Origin of the sequence: Sulfitobacter sediminis, assembly GCF_040811725.1 — a bacterium.
Lineage (GTDB): Bacteria > Pseudomonadota > Alphaproteobacteria > Rhodobacterales > Rhodobacteraceae > Sulfitobacter > Sulfitobacter sediminis.
In genome coordinates this window covers 1-15312 of record NZ_JBFNXX010000041.1, presented here as the reverse complement: position 1 = coordinate 15312, position 15312 = coordinate 1, and the positions used below count along the sequence as shown (strand labels likewise).

Here is a 15312-nt window from a genome sequence, read left to right as displayed (position 1 = left end):
GCAAAGACCCGCGCAAATGCGCCGCGACGGTGCTTGTGGTCGTCGCCGTTGGTCATCAGCATGAACGTTTCAAGAAATGAACGACAGCGCCCGTCCGGAATGCCCATTATGTTGCAAAACTCGGTGCCAGGCACCTGAATAAGGCTTGGATGTGCCGCGAGCCTTGTAACGTCTTCGTCCCTCAAAGCAGAGACGCGCGACGGCATCAGACGGACAACCGGTGTTTGTTTTCGCAACGTATCGAGTTCTTCGAGTGAAAGCTTGGCGTAATCTTCGATCGGCATGAATGGGATGCCGTCTTCTCCAATCGTCGTTTCCATTAGCTGACCTCACATCTATGCAAATTGACTGTGCTCTGACCATATACTCTTCAGACTTCCACTCACGGCATGGTGCCACAATACCGGCGTCAGCAATAGCTCCTTAAGCTTACCGCAACTGAGACATCGGATGTGGCCTTAGCAAACGGCAACTCTGTCACGAAGAACGGAAGTTCCTCTCGAACGCGGCGATCGGCAGCAACGAGCCCAAAGCCGACAAAGAACGCAAAGCTGACAAAGAACGGTGGAATAAGGGTATCCCGCTACTAGGCGTCGTCGCCTTCAATAACGCGCATATCACGCAAAACGCCTAGGCGAGGTAGGATGGCCTGATACGTTGGGTCCTCGTAGGCGGCTATTGCTGCATCCGTGCTTTCGAACTCGATGATTATGGCGCGTTCATACTGACCGGCTTCGAATGTCTTTACAGGCATACCTCTGGCGATAAAACGCCCGCCCAATGCCTCGATTGCTCGCCTCGCGTCGGCTGCATAGGACGCGAGATTTTTCTCGGTCGGAGGGGTTCTGTAGCAAACTACCAAGTATCCTTTCGGCAAGTTTCATCCTTTCAGCGTGTGGTTTCATTGAATTTTCTAATACAGGTGAACTTGCGGTCGCAATCGGCAACTTCGTCCCGCTCAGTACCAGTTTATTCAGCGTACAGCGAATGGCGGCAAGTCCGCGAGCGGCCGTTCAAACAAACCGCACAGAACGGCGGATGAGAGTCCTAAGCGATCTCTCGCTTCAATAGAAATTTGCGTGTCGCGGCTAGATGACAATTAGTCGGAGTTCCACGCATCCAAGGCAGCACGCGCGACTTCCGCCCCGTGTGTTTCCTGCACGAAATGCCCGGCGTCGGGCAGCATCATAGGAGGTCGCGTCAAGCCAAGAACTTCATGCATCCTTTTCATAAGCCAAGGTGGGATCAACTCATCCTTTTCACCAACGGCCATGAAATCATCGCCCTGCCACTCTGACGACCACCAGGTGGCAGCTCGGCGAGAGACTTCTACCCCCTCCATGTCAGGTTTGGTCATGACCAGGAATGGAAAGCGTCGCGCCCCGCCGCGATAACGAGGGTCGGGGAATGGAGCGGCGTAAGCCGCGGCCACTGCATCGCTCATTCCCGGCACGTATTTCTGAAACAACGCTGCCATATCGTAGTCGGGGTGTTCGCCGTGGAACTTACGCCAAGCTTCGAAACCCTCTGTTGTACCGCCCCCGAGGCCAAGAACCGTATCCATGACCATTAACCGGTTGAAGCGGTCAGGCATGTCAGGCGGAATTGTCAGCCCAAGTAGACCACCCCAATCCTGCACAACGAGCGTGATATTCTGCAGACCGAGCGCCTCGATAAGTGCTATCAGGCTTTGGCGGTGAAATGTAAAACTGTACACGTCGTCATCGACGGGTTTGTCAGATCTCCCGAACCCGAACAGATCCGGAGCCACAACACGTGCGCCGACCATCAGAAATTCAGGGATCATGTGGCGGTAGAGAAAACTCCATGCTGGCTGGCCATGCAGGCAAAGGAAGACGTGCTCCGCATCGCTGGGGCCCTCGTCAATCAAGGCCATTCTTAGCCCGTCATATCCCTCTAGATTATCAAAGTATCTTGGCGTCCAGGGGAAATCCGGTAGGTCTGCGAAGCACGCATCTGGCGTTCTCAAGGCTTCGATATGGTTCAAATTCGTTCTCCTTACAGCTTACCGACAGCCAACCCGCTCTAAATTCTGTGCACGTTCGAAGAGCAAGGTAGTCTTGGCGTCGGTCACGATTTCCGAAGCACATATCCATAGTAGTTACAGGCACCAAAGAACGTGCACTCATCTGCAGCCGCTTTCAGGTCTTCGGCTATCGCCGCTGCCTCTTCCTCAGAAGATACGCCTGAACTGACAAGCATAGGGCCGATTGTGTTGACCAGCCCTTCAAAGAAATTCGGCTTACCGGCTTCGGCGATCAAGTAGGAAAAACACCGCTCAACGGAAAGACCTGCCGCCTTTGCAAGCCGTGGAAGCCGCCGCATGACACGTGGCTGTGTGACCGTCGCCTCGATCATAGCGTTATCAATTTCTGCAGCACGATCCGGGTCGGCTGTCTCTAAAGTCGAGGAGGCATAGTCGCCATCAAATACGACGATCGCCCCTCCTGACCGCGTCACGCGTGCCGCTTCAATTAGCGCGTCTGCCGGATCGTCGAGGTGGCTAACAAGCGTGTGCATAACAGTCACGTCAAACTGGCCTTCCTTGAAGCCCAAGCCGCGTACATCGCCAGCGCAGAACGTTGTCTTGTTTCCAAGGCCCTCGGAAGTGGCAAGATCATGCGCCTTGGCAATCAGTTGAGGGCTGAGGTCGATACCTGTGACGCGGCCCTCAAACCCACGAAGAGCCGCAATCCTGCGAGCGACCACGCCTGTTCCGCAACCAAGATCAAGAACCTCTTTCGCTTCCGAAACGTGCGCCGCGTCCAAATAGTCGTCTATCATTTGCAGGAACCGAGCATCTCGTCCGCGCTCTTCGAGGCGAGATGCCATCATCTCAAGCATGTTGGCGTCGACCTTGTCTGCAATTCTGTAAGGATCATCAGCCATTTGCTATCTCCCTGTTTCCGCGTGGGACGTGCCGGTCATCAAATGATCTAATCCTCGAGCCACGCAAATGCATCGCTCTGAGCGACGACCTTTCCATGAGATGGCAGTGGGAAATGGCTACCAAGAACCAGGTCTTGTCTTTGGCTTGCCATTCCGAGGAACTGTCTTCGGCTTTCGGCGGCCAGTTCAGGCTCGTGATCATATGCAAAGTTCCATTCAGGCTTCAGGCATTGAATAGGGCTATGCATTAGATCACCTGTCACCACCGCTACTTTGCCCGCATGGGCGACTTCGACCGCCACATGCCCAGGCGTGTGACCGGGCGTTGGAATGAGCGAAAGATAATCTCCCAACTTGTGATCCGGCCCCACAAGTTCCGCTTGGTCTGCAGCGATTACAGGCAGCACGCTCTCCTGATATGCCACACCTCGTTCGGAGCTGAAGTGATCATGGTCTGAAGCCGGAAAAATGTATCTTGCGTTTGGAAACGTCGGCACCCACCGTCCATCCTCAAGTTGCGTGTTCCAGCCCACGTGGTCGATATGAAGATGCGTGCACATTACAAAGTCGATGTCTTCGGGGGTGGCCCCTGCGGCCCGTAGTCCGGCTAAGAACCTCCCATCTGATCTCTTGTGCCACGACTCCTCAAATTCACAGGTTTTGTCATTACCAATACAGGCATCGATCAAAATGACATGTTGAGGGGTCTTAACCAGGAACCCCTGGATGGGTAGCAACATCTTTCCTGTCTTTTGACAAAGTTGGCGCGGCGCCTCTCGGCGCATCAACTCTAGCCCTTCAGGGCCCATGTCAGGGAAGAACTCTTGCGGATCCATGAATGGATCAACACTCTCCAACACTCTCCAAATTTCGACATCGCCTAGTCTTAAAAGCATCTAACTTGCCCCCCATGCCGCCAAGCCTAGCACAAGTCTTGACGACCAAAAAAAACGGTGTGGAAAGCGCACATGGCGAACGACTGATTAGTCCGCTTTGCAGTCATAGCCCAAATTTTGACAAACGTCCGGTCTGGCAAAAAGCGGTCATTGACAGAATCTGGTCCGCGGTTTCCGGCGTGAATGGCAGCTTTTGCCAACAGCAGACACTCGCGCGATCAGGCTCTGAGTCCGAGTTGCGGACAATTTAGCCCTTCGCTTCGGAGCTGAGTCATAAATGCGTTTCAATAACTGCCGCGGATAAAGCGGTTTAACCTTCATCAGGTTTTTTGAGAGTATTGAATACCTTAGTCTTCTGCCTTGTTCGGAATTGCTTTGGAGACGGTTGAATTGGACACAAGCGATCTAACAGCTTCTCGTTCCAATCGCGCCTTACGTAAGAGCTCCGTTATGCGTTCACGCTGCTCTTTCTCTTCGCATAAGATCTCATTAGCCGCGCGCGTCGTTTTGTCCATCGCAGTTTCCGCGCGGGTTTTCGCAGGGTTGAACGGCTCAGACTTGGACAATTTCGACATGGTTAGGCCTCCTGAAGAAACGGATGATCAGAATCAAACTCCGGGCGATACCTCACCAGGATCGGACTCTGGCATGAACCCAGCGGTTCTCGCAGCGGAGACGAAAGCCATGCGGGCGGCACTGACTGGAGCCAAACAGTTCATCGCAGCATCGATCAGTTCGATTGCACGGTCTCTGGCTTTATCCGTCACCGGCCATTTCTTGTTTAGCCAGTAATACGCCTGCTCAATCGTCGTGAATTTCTTGGTATCGCCATTTTCGGAAATAACCAGTGTCAGGGGGTTTCCCCAGTAGGTTTCTATCATTGATTTCTTTCAAATTGTAATTCGCATTCCCCTGCGCGATGCATTCGGGCTGCTTAAGAAGACGGCGCTGCCGAGTGGCTGCACCCGTCTCCATGCTTTAGTGGCGAAGAATTATGCCAGAGCCAGATTGCTCGCGGCCTCACGTCCATCGCGGCCGCTCTCGATATCGAACGTCACGGCTTGACCGTCGTCCAGCCGTTCAAGCCCAGCCCGTTCGAGCGCGGAAATATGAACGAAAATGTCTTTTTCGCCATTTTCCGGAGCAATGAAGCCGAAGCCTTTATTTTGATTGAACCATTTCACGGTGCCATTAGCCATCGTTTAGTCTCCATGTATTTTTGCCGCCCACAGAATGCAGCGGCTCGGCTCAGTGTCGTCAAAAGATCAACTGAGGCCATTAGGAGACAGAAGGTCGATAGAAGATGCGTTGCACTTGTTGAAGTAAGCAACTACCGCCACACTTACAAGGGCCGTTGGTTTTATTCTTGCCGAGATGAACCGCAGTCGGCAGCCAAGTGCTTTCTTACGGCGGTCCTTTTTCGCCTTACCGGTTGGAAAACAAAGCTGGCCTAATCTTGGCAACTCGTCCACTGTTGATCGATGTTGGAAAAGCTAAGCGTATCAATTGACACAATCCGGGTCCCTGCGAAGCGCGCGAAGACCCTTGATGAAACAAAGCTGGGACTGATTGCCGAAGATATAATGGACAAAGGTCAACTTACGCCAATCCAGGTGAGAATCGATGGAGACGGTTATATTCTCATAGAAGGCTTGCACAGACTCGAAGCGCTTCGGGCTCTAGGTGAGGCGTATGTGGAAGCCTACATTGTTCGAGCACGCCTGCACTGAGCACTGCTTGCATCCGGGGCAACGCCTGCTTTGCCCCTTGGATGATTGTTTTGAGTAGAAGCGGGTATTGCGCCAGAACTAGCGTATCTATGCAATGGCAACCAAAGCGCTCCAGATACCCAGAGAGCGGCTTTCCAGAAGAGCTGCAAACTGCTGCGCAAGCGAATTAAGCTAACGGGGCGTCTACACCCACTGCGGCAAAGATTGGCAAGGCCTGCGGCTCGACCGCCTACTGGAACGGCTGGTAGCCTACCCCCACGGCAGAAATGCTCATCCCCGCACGTGGAAGATGCTCAGGGCTGAAAACCAGCAGACTCCAATAAGTTCTTCGCTTGTTGGATGGGCGACGGCAACACATCCGCAGATGTCCCACTCTCTGATCTGAGAATAGCCGCGCGTGCTTGCACGATGATGTTTCGGAGCCGCTTAATCTCTACATTCGCTTCGGTAAGGTTAGCAATCATTCAATCTGTATTCCTTATCCCTACACCAAAAGTTGGTTAGGTTTGTTACAAAGTCGTCACCTTAAGGCGAGTACCTTTACCTCGAACCCTTTCTTTCTGTAAAGCCTAGCCAGGTCTCTGATCGGTATTTTTTGACGGAAGAAGACCGATCTCACAGCCGCCTCAAGCTTAACCTCCAGCGGTAAGCCAAAATACTTGTGAAATGATTTCAGTCGATTAACGTCTTCATTTGCCGCATCACCATAAGTCACCTTGATCTTTTCGAGCACTTCGAAATACGTAAGAATGCCCGTTTCTGCTCCAGGATGGACTTAACGGCCTCGTCGCAGAACAGACCAAGTAAGAACTGAAACAAGTTGCCGGAGGGATTGGTAGCTGCTCGAAGGCGAGCAACCGATGGGTCGGATGGAAAGTTGCTCACGAGTTATCAACAGTGAGTTCCCTGGCTCTGGACCTATGAGTCGATCCCTGCGCCAATGACGGCTTCGACCGTGAGCAGATCCTGTCGAGAAACGGGGCTATGACCGAGATGCGGGACTTTCCGTCATTGTCTCTCCGGGCGGCCAATGAGCGCTTTCAGGTACCTCGTAGAAACAGGCACTTCGCAATAAACGACCCCTTGATGTCGCGCCACATGCAGACCGAAACAAGGCGCGGGGTTGCACTATGCCCGGGACGACACTCTGGGAGACCACTTGATGCAACTATTGGCCAACGACCTGATCGACATCGAACGCTACCCGATTTCTACGCCAGGGTCCCAACGAGATGCGCTTCTGACCCGGGTGCGCGAGGAACTCGAATTTCGGGGGTGTGCCGTTCTTAAAGGCTTTCTGACACCGGCCGGAATTGCTGCGGCAGTGTTGGAGGCCGACGGCGTCGCTGACAAGGGCCACCGGAGTTATTCACGCACGAATGCCTATTTCACGACCGAGGATGTCAGCCTACCCGCGTCCGATCCGCGGCGAAGGTTTTTTGAAAGATCAAACGCGTTCATTCCGGCTGATAATTTCCATTCGGACGGCGCGCTGCGAACCGTCTTCGATAGCGAGGGGTTCGATGCGTTCATCCGCGACTGCCTTCAGCAACCGGAAGACCGGTTCTTCCGCTACGCTGACCCGTTGGCAGATGTGATCGTGAACGCCGCCAGTGAAGGAAACGGATTTCCATGGCACTTCGACACCAACAACTTCACCGTTACGCTGGCATTGCAGAATGCCGAAAGTGGCGGGGCATTCGAATACGCCCCCATGATACGCACAAGCCAGAACGAGAACTTCGAGGAGGTATCGAAGGTTCTCGACGGGACCTCCGAAAAGGTGATCTCGCTTGCGCTCCAACCTGGCGATCTACAAATTTTCAAGGGGCGCTACTCACTGCATCGCGTAGCACCCCTTGCAGGCCCAACACCGCGCTACGTTGCTATTTTTTCTTATGTAGAAGAGCCGAATATGGTGGGCAGCGTGGAACGAACCCAACAGCTTTACGGAAGAACTCTGCCCATTCACCACGAACGCGCCGGACAGCGGGCAGACTCATTGGTAGACTAAGCGTCCTCCTTGGAAAACGGAGAGCCTTTTCGATGCGAGAATTCGGCCGAATTGGGCTCAACGCTGTCATCTGAGTATTTTTGTCGGATGACCGCACAGGAGCGGATAGCTGAGATTGCTCGGTAGATTTCATTTCAACCGTTTGCCCCGACCAGCGTATGGGGCCCCTGAGCAAAACTCAGGCAAGAACTGAGCGTCGATGGTTATCGTCTGTGTCGCCGAGACAAGGATTTGCTTGGGGTGAATCACCTCAACCACCAGCCTGAAACCAAAGGAACGTCCTGTGGTGTACACATGTGGTAAAAACATGTGGTAACGGGCGGTGTTAAATTATTGAAAAATATTAATTTAATGGTGATGGCGGTGCTGTCAGACAAATTCGAACCAGTCTCCGCTAGGACAGTCACACTGCCCCTTATTCCGCGCAGAGACCGCGCCACTCAGCAAGAGCGGCGGTGCGCGTCAGCTTGAAAGTGTCTCTGCTGGTGAGCGATCTTTCCTGGTTGTAATGGTTGTAGACGGAAGAGTGGACAGCGGCGAATTTCTGCAAACTTCGCATGCGTCGGAAACGCTGCATTGCACGTTCTCGCCGTCGGAAAGGAAGATGTGAGTTCTCAACGCGGTTGTTGAGCCACCCGCCCGTCTTCTGTTTTTCGAGCGCCCCCAAGTGTCTTAGCGCTGCCTTGTACGATGCAAAGCGGTCGGTAACGACTTCTTCGGCATTGCCATGGCGCTTCATCATTTTCTTGAGGAATTTCAATGTCGCCGTCTTGTTCCGGCGTTTCGTCACGATAGCTTCCAAAACCTCAGCTTCGTGGTCGACCGCACGCCACAGATAGTGACGCTTGCCATTCACCTTCACGAATACCTCGTCCACGTGCTACTTCCAACGCGAGAATGCACGCAACTGCTTCACCCGCTTCCGCCTGATCTCAGACGCAAACATCGGGCCGAACCTGTTCCACCAGTAGCGGACGGTTTCGTGGCTGACATCGATCCCGCGTTCATGCAGCAAATCTTCGACATTGCGAAGCGAAAGAGGGAAGCGGATGTACAGCATCACCGCCAGGCGGATGAAGTCCGGGGTGCTTTGGAAGCCCTTGAACGGACCAGGTTTGGTCATTTTCCGAAGCTACTAGGCCGCCCTGCCCGTCTCAACAGGAATCTGTCTAACAGTGCACTCACGGCTGCTAGCTCGACTCACACTGGCGCGTATCATTTGCCAGGCGCAGAGCGCAAAGGTCCCGCTCTGCTGCTTGTTCTGTTCAGTAGCCGTAGACCCCTCCTACAGCCTGCCATTACGCAAGTTAAACACCTGGCCCTGGGAGTTGGTTCCACAGATCACATGGCGGTGGCCCGATGCCAGTTCGATATAGAAATTGTCGGCCCCCTCTTGCCCGGCCTTCACGGGGTGCACGTCACGTTCCCGGACACCCCAGCTTGACGCCGCTTCGCTGACGCAGCTGCGCATCGCTTGGGCGGGGACCTTGGTGCCGCTTACGTTGCTATTCTTGTGCGCAAGGCGATTGCTACGCTCCTTGTGGCCCGCGTCAAATCCATTCGCGTAATCCATACTGCTGTGCCGCGAGTCGTAAGGTTCGTTATAGAGCCCGTCGCGATACCCGCGTTCGAAATTGGCCTTGGATTGCGATGTGCTGGGCGAATAGCCATCGTGATGATGGTTCTTGTTGTGTGCTAGGGCGGCAATTCCAAGTATCGCCAGCGCGCCGAGCGCCGCTTTCTCGTCGTCATTCATAGCCCGGGCCGGAGCCGCGGTGAATTGCACCGCCACCAAGGCAGCGGACGCCAATAGAGCTATTGATTTCATTAATATTCCCTCCGTTTTGTCGACTAACAGTTCAAGGTTACCTTTCAATTGCCGCTTCGGATAGGCAGATCGTCCCGATCCTGAGATTTCGAAAATTCGCACATGGCTCTAAGGTTACTCCCTCTCCAAAAGAAATTCCAAAGCTTGCGCGCCCCCAGGGCCGGCTAACATAGCCGATCAAAGTCGGCGACATAAGCTAGACCTCGCAATTGGTCAGGATCCGCTCCGAGCGACTATGCGCGGCATGTGACGCGTGTCACCATCCAGCATCTGCGTCCCGCTAGAACCGATCGGTTTTGCTTCGGGCATTGCAAGTGCCGACCGGCCCGATTGGCGTGGCACTCAAGACTCATATCGATAAGCACGTGCAGGTATTGACCCTGATCCTCGAAATGGCGGCGACCCGATACTGAGATGTCGACGATTCGCAACTGGCTGTCGAGCAACCTGGCGGTCAGACAATCATGGCTCGGAAAGGCGATGTGGCGCTGGGTGCCCGGCGGCTTTCGTCTTGCATCAACAGGCGCTGTAGTTCTGCCCGGCGGGCTTGGCGTCGGACTTCGACACAACGCTCCTATCGGCTGACCATAGCTTGATCAACGTGCATGTGATCGGTCAATTGCCGTTGAGTCAGGGCAAGCCGCGTGGGCAAGTCCTTAATCAGTGCGTGATCCATTCTGGCGCCCTACTTTCCGCTTGCCCAGTTCATTGGTCACCAACCGGCTCTTCCTTGCAACAAAGGTTAGCGCGGTCATTTTGGGCCTCAAGCACGCCAACCACGCGCGGCTTAGTCAAGCTTGGGAATAACGTACTGAACCAGACGCGATTTGCGTCCGTCATCGGACAAGACGAAAAGGGATGTGCCGTCGACTGAAAGCGCAATGCCCTCCGGGTTATCGAGCCTGTGCGTCTCGCCATCCGCGCGGTAAGTGAGGTCGAAGTGCCGTACCTGCCCGCTATCCAGGTGCAGAAAATGTGCCGACCTGCCCCTATCGCTGACGATCCAGAGCCCGCTCCGATGGGGGTCAACAGCCACCCCCGAGGCATCGGTGCCCTTCTCCGGGGCGTCATTTAACATATCGTCGAGCTCCGCCACCGCAATCAACCTATCAAGCTCAGGAGAGACTGTGATCAGCAGCCGGGGCTTGGCCTCCTTGACCACATAAACAAGGTCGGAATTCGGGTCGACCGCAACGCCTTCAAGACCGTTCTGGCGTTCGGAAAGCAGCTTTCGCGCGTGCCGCGCTCCCGCCATGTCCTTCAACGGAAACTCGGTGATGCGGTGCGGTGGACGTAAATCCACCGAAAGAATGCTCGCTCTGGGTTCGGAGACTACGAGAAGACGGTTGCGGCGAGCGTCGATGGTGACACCTTCGAGATCCGTCAGTCGGTAATCGACGCCCGTGAACCGGTCGAGCCTACCGTCGAGGTCGAGGCGGAAGATGACCTCGGTGTCGTCGCTCACGATCCAGAATGCCGTGCCGGAGGGGTCGACAGCCAGGCCCGACGGCTCCGTCAGGCCAACGTCCGGTCTGTAGAGGGGCAAGGTCGCCACGGGTTCCAGCCGACCAGACCCCGCTCCGACCAATACAGACCCGGCAAAGCACAGGCCAATAGCCAGCAGGCTCCTAAACCACATACCAGCCTTTCGGCCCGTATCCGGATTTCCCAAGCTCTTCCAGAATGCCCGGTATGAATTGTCCGGCATCTGGATTGCTGTGCGAAAGTACGATTTCGATCACCGGTTTAAAATCAGTCTTTTTAACATCGACGATGCGAAAATCCTTGTCCGCCAGTGCCGCGCGCAGACGTGTCATCGCGCCGCTGAGCATGTCTTCGTCTTCGAATTTCAACTCGAGAACAGAAACCGTGCGGGCCGTGATGAACCATATCGTGATCCATGCGGCGACAGTGGCAATCAGGGCCATCACGGGCAGATTCATACCCACCGACAGCCCGATCAGCGTCACAAGGATCAAAATCGCGCCATCCATAAGCGAACTCGACTCCATTCGGAACCGGAAAAGACCGCCGATGCCGAACACGACAAACCCGATCAGAAACCCGTGATGCACAACTAGAAAACCGATCAGCATGCCGATCAGCCCGAACAGAAACATGCTTGACTGCACAACCCACCCACGCGCGTCGGTGCGCAGCGCATTCGCCCGCGGATGGAAGGCGAATGCAGAAACGAAGACAATCGTTTCCACGACGGCTAGCACGAACTCCGCTATTTCGTCCAGATTCCCCAATTGCCCCCAGCCCAGATCGTGGATCGAGATATCCGTAGGCAACATGATCGGGGCGTCTTCCATTTGTGCGAAGGCGTCCGTCGGCTCAACCGCCAAGGCAAGCGCGGCAAGGATCAGGGGAAGGAAACGCCGGATCATCTGGGCCTCGTCTGCTGCATGGACCTGCTTATCGGAGCATCTCTACCGCATCGGATTGAACGGTATCAATCCGTCGAATTACTCGGGCACCGCCGTTCAGGCTCTCGGGAAGCCTGGTGACATCCACAGGTTCGCGGAAATCGGGCGCTTGAAAGGCAGTGGCGCGGATTGCTCCTGCGTCGTCTATCTCCAGAAGCGTAATGGCGCGGGGCGGCTTGATCTGAGACCCAATCAGTCGGCGAGACCCGCCGCCCAACTCGGCCTGTGAGATCACGGCGAACCGCTCCAGATGGCCGGGATAGTAGGCGTGATGATGCCCTGACAGGTGCAGGTCTACTGCCTGACGCGTTAGCAGGTCCTCAAGCGCGGGGTCTCCGATGATCTCGGTCTCGCGCCGGGTCGCGAAAGGCCAAAGCGGAAGGTGACTGAAGACGATCCTGGCCGGACCAGCATCTTTGAATGCGGTTTCGAGCGCCTGCATTTGATTGGCATCAAGCCGCCCCACAGTGGTCGCGTCAAGCGATACGAAGCGCGCGACACCAAGATCGAACGCATAGAAGAAAGGGTATGAGTCAGGACCAACAAAGCTCAGATCGGGCCGACGTGCGCGCCATTCCACCGCATAAACACGGCGCTCCATTTCAAAGCCGGTATAAGCGGATCCGTCATGGTTGCCCGGCGTGACCGCGAGTGGAATGCCCGCCTCGCGCAATGGTTCCGTCACCGCCGCGTGAAAGGCGCGCCACATGGCCCGGACCTCCTCTTCGCTCAAATGCGGGCGGCGCTGGCCGGCGACCATGTCACCGGTGGAGATCACCAGATCGGGTCTCATCTCGACGATCGTCGCAACCGCCCGGTGGACGTCCCGGGAGTATTCGGTTGACCCGTAGGACCCATTCAGGTCTGAGATGACCACGACCCTAATCACCTCGGCTCCGGCCTGAGCGAGGCTCAGCACCCAGCAAAGGAGGACCAAGGCCAGCCTAGCTGCCGTCACAGGACATCTCGTCGGGCGTGACATCGCCCAACAGGAAGAACTGTTTGGGGTTCAGGTCGAACCGCAACTTTCCCGCCTTGCAACTGTCTTGCAGAATGCCGGTAGCCAGGCGGGTGTTCTTCACCACCTGCGCGACCTCGGACTCTTTTAGGCCAAGGCTCGACGCGAGCCATTGATAGATTGGCCCAGTGTTTTGGAGATCGCGGTCAAGCGAGATTAGGCGCGCATAGACCTTACCGTCGAAATGGCGCAGCTTTTCCAGCATCTGCGTCGATTTGGCGAAATTCGCATAGGCCACGCGCCCGCCCGCATCGTTATCGTTCAGATTGGTCCGCCTCAACAGCATCGCGCCCGCGGGAACCGTGCTGTCGCCGGGTTCGTGATGCCTAGCTTTCTTATGTGCGAGATCACCGTTTTCGATCCAGTAGTAATAGGGCGTGAAGTCGATATTCCCCACACGGTCTTGCTGGCTGAAGATGAAATCCAACAGCACGATCTCCGAGATCTCGCGCATCCAATACGCCATCTGCTCCCGAGGGACATCCGGACCCAGATCGCGATTGATTTGACCGTCCTTGCGTCCCTCGCGCAGCCCAGCGTCGATCGCTTCGACAAGCTGCGCGTCGTGCCGCAAGGCCAGAAAAGCGGGAGTCTCCTGGAAGTCCAAGTTTTGTCCCGCACCCCAGCCCGACCGCCGCGTCCCGTTGATCTCGGAACCGTAGCGGTGACCGGGGCTCGACGTCAGCACGCCATAGATCTGCGTGAGGTCAGCGGTAAAAATATCGTCCGTGGGTCTGTAGGACGACGGGTTGACCTCAGCATCAACGAGGTGCTGCCAACCAGCATGGTTCATCCGGGCCGAGCGGTTGTGGCCCGAAATCGCCAGGCCCGGGCGCGCCACTTCCGAGGCGTGCATCGCCACATCCATTGTGCGCCAGACCGACACAGGGACCTTCACTGTCATGTCGAAATATCGGGAAAAGTGGTAATAAAGAAGAGGTGAGGCCGAGAAGGTGCCACTTGTACCCTTCGCGTTCATCGTCACCTTGAACTTCGCGAGATCGCCGTCTGATAGCCGGTCCGCCGATTTGCCTTCCTTGCAAGCATTGCGCTCGAACCCGGAACGGTCATTCGCGTAAGGTCCACCCGATATGTCGTAGACCATCATGCCTGGGCTCGTGCTCCAGGTCTTCGGACAGAGCGCCACATCGGGCGCATAGAGGTCGATCCCGCAATAGATGGCTTCCTCTTCTAGGTCGCCCTTGGAATATTCCCCGCCGGGAATTGCGGCGATCCGCACGCAGCGCTCGCCTACGCCCTTAGGGCTGGTGAAGGTCGTCGCCTTACCTCTGACTGCGTCGGTGGCCGACGCGGGCGTTCCTGCGCTTGCTGCAAGCGCGAGAAGAACAAATCCGAGTGTCTTCATCAGCTTGATCCGCTTCATTTCGGGCAGATCGCTGCGCGTTCCGCGTCGGTAATCTGCAAAGCTGGGTCGACACTGAAACGTTCGAACTTCGCGTCGATCCAGGCGTCGCATCCATTGGCGCAGGGAGCTCCGTTTCGGGCCTCGTCCCAATAGGCCTTGGCGCGATCTTCGGACCAGCCGCAGAACTGCACAAGCGCCATCGCCGACAATGCACCCGAGGCGTGCACACCCCACATGCAGTGCACCAAGACCGGACCCTTTTCAGGGGTTTTGATTGTCTCGTAAATGGTCTCCATCACGGCCGCAGGCCGCGATGACCGTGCCGATTTGTAGTCAAGCGCATTGCCGCCGCAACTTGTGCTACCAAATTCGGTGTTCTTGCCGAAATCGGCATAGAACGCGGTTTCGAAGCCCTCATCGCACAGCGCGCTGCGCTGCGCGTTCGATAGCCCGGTACGCGCCTTGTCACCGCCCTTGAACCCGCTGCGATACAATACTCCTGAAAGAACCGGGCGGAAGAACGTCATGCCTTCGGGCGCATTGGCCGCGTTACGCGCAAACATCTCGCTTTCCGATGGTCCGCCGGATCTTGTCGTGACGTCAGCATGGGCAGCTGTCGCTGCAAAGTAGAGAACCAAGACCCAAAATATCTTTCTCACGAGCATCTCCTTAAAGTATCGACCCAAGTTTTCCGGAAATGATGGGCCTATGCAACACTTAGTGCAGTTCTCAACCGGGCGAGGGTATTTTCTTACCAATCCGAAATCGTCTTCGCTAATCGGATTGCATATGCGACGTCCTTCAGGCGGATTTGCCGCGCTGACTGACAGTGCACTGGCAAGACCATTTCTTCTATTGAGAGGACCGTTCGAAAAGCAAACCGACGACCCCGGAAGCCGGATCGGAAGTGATGAACAAGCCATTGCCGTCAGTTTGGAACCCTTGGGCAGCAGAAATGTCCTTCCCCCCTAAAACTGGGCCACTACGATGGCCGAGAGAGGGGGACAGAGAATGGCTCGGAAACGGTACTCAGACGAAGACGTCCTGAAGCTTCTGCGTGAGATTGAACTGAAGCTTTCGGAGGGCAGTGATGTGCAGACAGCATGCCGCGCCGTCGG

The 15312-nt window shown here is 55.6% G+C and carries 16 protein-coding genes and 1 pseudogene; 2 read left to right on the top strand and 15 right to left on the bottom strand.

Annotated elements, in window-relative coordinates; genetic code table 11:
- The 7 genes from AB2B41_RS21975 to AB2B41_RS21945 form a co-directional block, all read right to left on the bottom strand.
- Window positions 1-320: cytochrome P450 family protein (locus tag AB2B41_RS21975; protein ID WP_367879971.1), on the bottom strand; the 320-nt coding region annotated here is incomplete at its 3' end.
- Window positions 321-586: 266 nt separating this feature from the next.
- A complete protein-coding gene (locus AB2B41_RS21970) occupies window positions 587-877 on the bottom strand; it encodes a DUF1330 domain-containing protein (RefSeq protein ID WP_367879970.1) in 291 nt (96 codons plus the stop codon).
- Between the two features lie 222 nt (window positions 878-1099).
- On the bottom strand, window positions 1100-2008 hold the full coding sequence (locus AB2B41_RS21965) for a haloalkane dehalogenase (RefSeq protein WP_367879969.1): 909 nt from the start codon (window positions 2006-2008) through the stop codon (window positions 1100-1102).
- A gap of 83 nt (window positions 2009-2091) precedes the next feature.
- The gene (locus AB2B41_RS21960) at window positions 2092-2910 is read right to left on the bottom strand and encodes a methyltransferase domain-containing protein (protein ID WP_367879968.1); all 819 of its coding nucleotides are present in this window, start codon (window positions 2908-2910) and stop codon (window positions 2092-2094) included.
- Window positions 2911-2957: 47 nt separating this feature from the next.
- Window positions 2958-3770: an MBL fold metallo-hydrolase gene (locus AB2B41_RS21955; RefSeq protein ID WP_367879973.1), complete on the bottom strand. Its 813-nt coding sequence runs from the start codon at window positions 3768-3770 to the stop codon at window positions 2958-2960.
- A gap of 644 nt (window positions 3771-4414) precedes the next feature.
- The gene (locus tag AB2B41_RS21950) at window positions 4415-4687 is read right to left on the bottom strand and encodes a DUF982 domain-containing protein (protein ID WP_367879967.1); all 273 of its coding nucleotides are present in this window, start codon (window positions 4685-4687) and stop codon (window positions 4415-4417) included.
- A 111-nt stretch (window positions 4688-4798) separates the two neighbouring features.
- Entirely contained in the window at window positions 4799-5005 is a 207-nt protein-coding gene (locus AB2B41_RS21945) for a cold-shock protein (protein WP_367879966.1), read from the bottom strand.
- Window positions 5006-5287: 282 nt separating this feature from the next.
- Here AB2B41_RS21945 and AB2B41_RS21940 point away from each other — a divergent pair, with 282 nt between their 5' ends.
- Entirely contained in the window at window positions 5288-5536 is a 249-nt protein-coding gene (locus AB2B41_RS21940; protein WP_367879965.1) for a ParB N-terminal domain-containing protein, read from the top strand.
- Window positions 5537-6056: 520 nt separating this feature from the next.
- On the opposite strand, the gene AB2B41_RS21935 is transcribed toward AB2B41_RS21940, so the two are convergent.
- On the bottom strand, window positions 6057-6269 hold the full coding sequence (locus AB2B41_RS21935) for a hypothetical protein (RefSeq protein WP_367879964.1): 213 nt from the start codon (window positions 6267-6269) through the stop codon (window positions 6057-6059).
- A 429-nt stretch (window positions 6270-6698) separates the two neighbouring features.
- On the opposite strand from AB2B41_RS21935, the gene AB2B41_RS21930 reads away from it, so the two are divergent.
- Window positions 6699-7550: a HalD/BesD family halogenase gene (locus tag AB2B41_RS21930; protein WP_367879972.1), complete on the top strand. Its 852-nt coding sequence runs from the start codon at window positions 6699-6701 to the stop codon at window positions 7548-7550.
- A gap of 415 nt (window positions 7551-7965) precedes the next feature.
- Here the strand turns inward: AB2B41_RS21930 and AB2B41_RS21925 are convergent.
- From AB2B41_RS21925 to AB2B41_RS21895, 7 genes and pseudogenes are all read right to left on the bottom strand, one after another.
- Window positions 7966-8673, bottom strand: a pseudogene (locus tag AB2B41_RS21925) (IS6 family transposase).
- Window positions 8674-8835: 162 nt separating this feature from the next.
- The gene (locus AB2B41_RS21920; protein ID WP_367879963.1) at window positions 8836-9306 is read right to left on the bottom strand and encodes a hypothetical protein; all 471 of its coding nucleotides are present in this window, start codon (window positions 9304-9306) and stop codon (window positions 8836-8838) included.
- A gap of 859 nt (window positions 9307-10165) precedes the next feature.
- Window positions 10166-10924, bottom strand: a complete 759-nt coding sequence (locus AB2B41_RS21915) for an SdiA-regulated domain-containing protein (protein WP_367879962.1) — start codon at window positions 10922-10924, stop codon at window positions 10166-10168.
- Between the two features lie 82 nt (window positions 10925-11006).
- Window positions 11007-11771 carry a hypothetical protein gene (locus tag AB2B41_RS21910; protein WP_367879961.1) on the bottom strand — a complete coding sequence of 255 codons (765 nt, stop codon included), beginning with the start codon at window positions 11769-11771 and terminating at the stop codon, window positions 11007-11009.
- Between the two features lie 28 nt (window positions 11772-11799).
- Window positions 11800-12747: a metallophosphoesterase family protein gene (locus tag AB2B41_RS21905; protein ID WP_367879960.1), complete on the bottom strand. Its 948-nt coding sequence runs from the start codon at window positions 12745-12747 to the stop codon at window positions 11800-11802.
- Between the two features lie 7 nt (window positions 12748-12754).
- Window positions 12755-14194 carry a hypothetical protein gene (locus AB2B41_RS21900; RefSeq protein ID WP_367879959.1) on the bottom strand — a complete coding sequence of 480 codons (1440 nt, stop codon included), beginning with the start codon at window positions 14192-14194 and terminating at the stop codon, window positions 12755-12757.
- Between the two features lie 14 nt (window positions 14195-14208).
- On the bottom strand, window positions 14209-14853 hold the full coding sequence (locus AB2B41_RS21895; protein WP_367879958.1) for a protein-tyrosine phosphatase family protein: 645 nt from the start codon (window positions 14851-14853) through the stop codon (window positions 14209-14211).
- Between the last annotated feature and the right edge of the window lie 459 nt (window positions 14854-15312).

What these genes read in the sequence shown, in the direction of transcription:
- AB2B41_RS21960 (WP_367879968.1), bottom strand. Translation starts at nt 2,910, where the DNA reads ATGGCTGATGATCCTTACAGAATTGCAGACAAGGTCGACGCCAACATG.
- AB2B41_RS21950 (WP_367879967.1), bottom strand. Translation starts at nt 4,687, where the DNA reads ATGATAGAAACCTACTGGGGAAACCCCCTGACACTGGTTATTTCCGAA.
- AB2B41_RS21945 (WP_367879966.1), bottom strand. Translation starts at nt 5,005, where the DNA reads ATGGCTAATGGCACCGTGAAATGGTTCAATCAAAATAAAGGCTTCGGC.
- AB2B41_RS21940 (WP_367879965.1), top strand. Translation starts at nt 5,288, where the DNA reads ATGTTGGAAAAGCTAAGCGTATCAATTGACACAATCCGGGTCCCTGCG.
- AB2B41_RS21930 (WP_367879972.1), top strand. Translation starts at nt 6,699, where the DNA reads ATGCAACTATTGGCCAACGACCTGATCGACATCGAACGCTACCCGATT.
- AB2B41_RS21920 (WP_367879963.1), bottom strand. Translation starts at nt 9,306, where the DNA reads ATGAATGACGACGAGAAAGCGGCGCTCGGCGCGCTGGCGATACTTGGA.
- AB2B41_RS21910 (WP_367879961.1), bottom strand. Translation starts at nt 11,771, where the DNA reads ATGATCCGGCGTTTCCTTCCCCTGATCCTTGCCGCGCTTGCCTTGGCG.
- AB2B41_RS21900 (WP_367879959.1), bottom strand. Translation starts at nt 14,194, where the DNA reads ATGAAGACACTCGGATTTGTTCTTCTCGCGCTTGCAGCAAGCGCAGGA.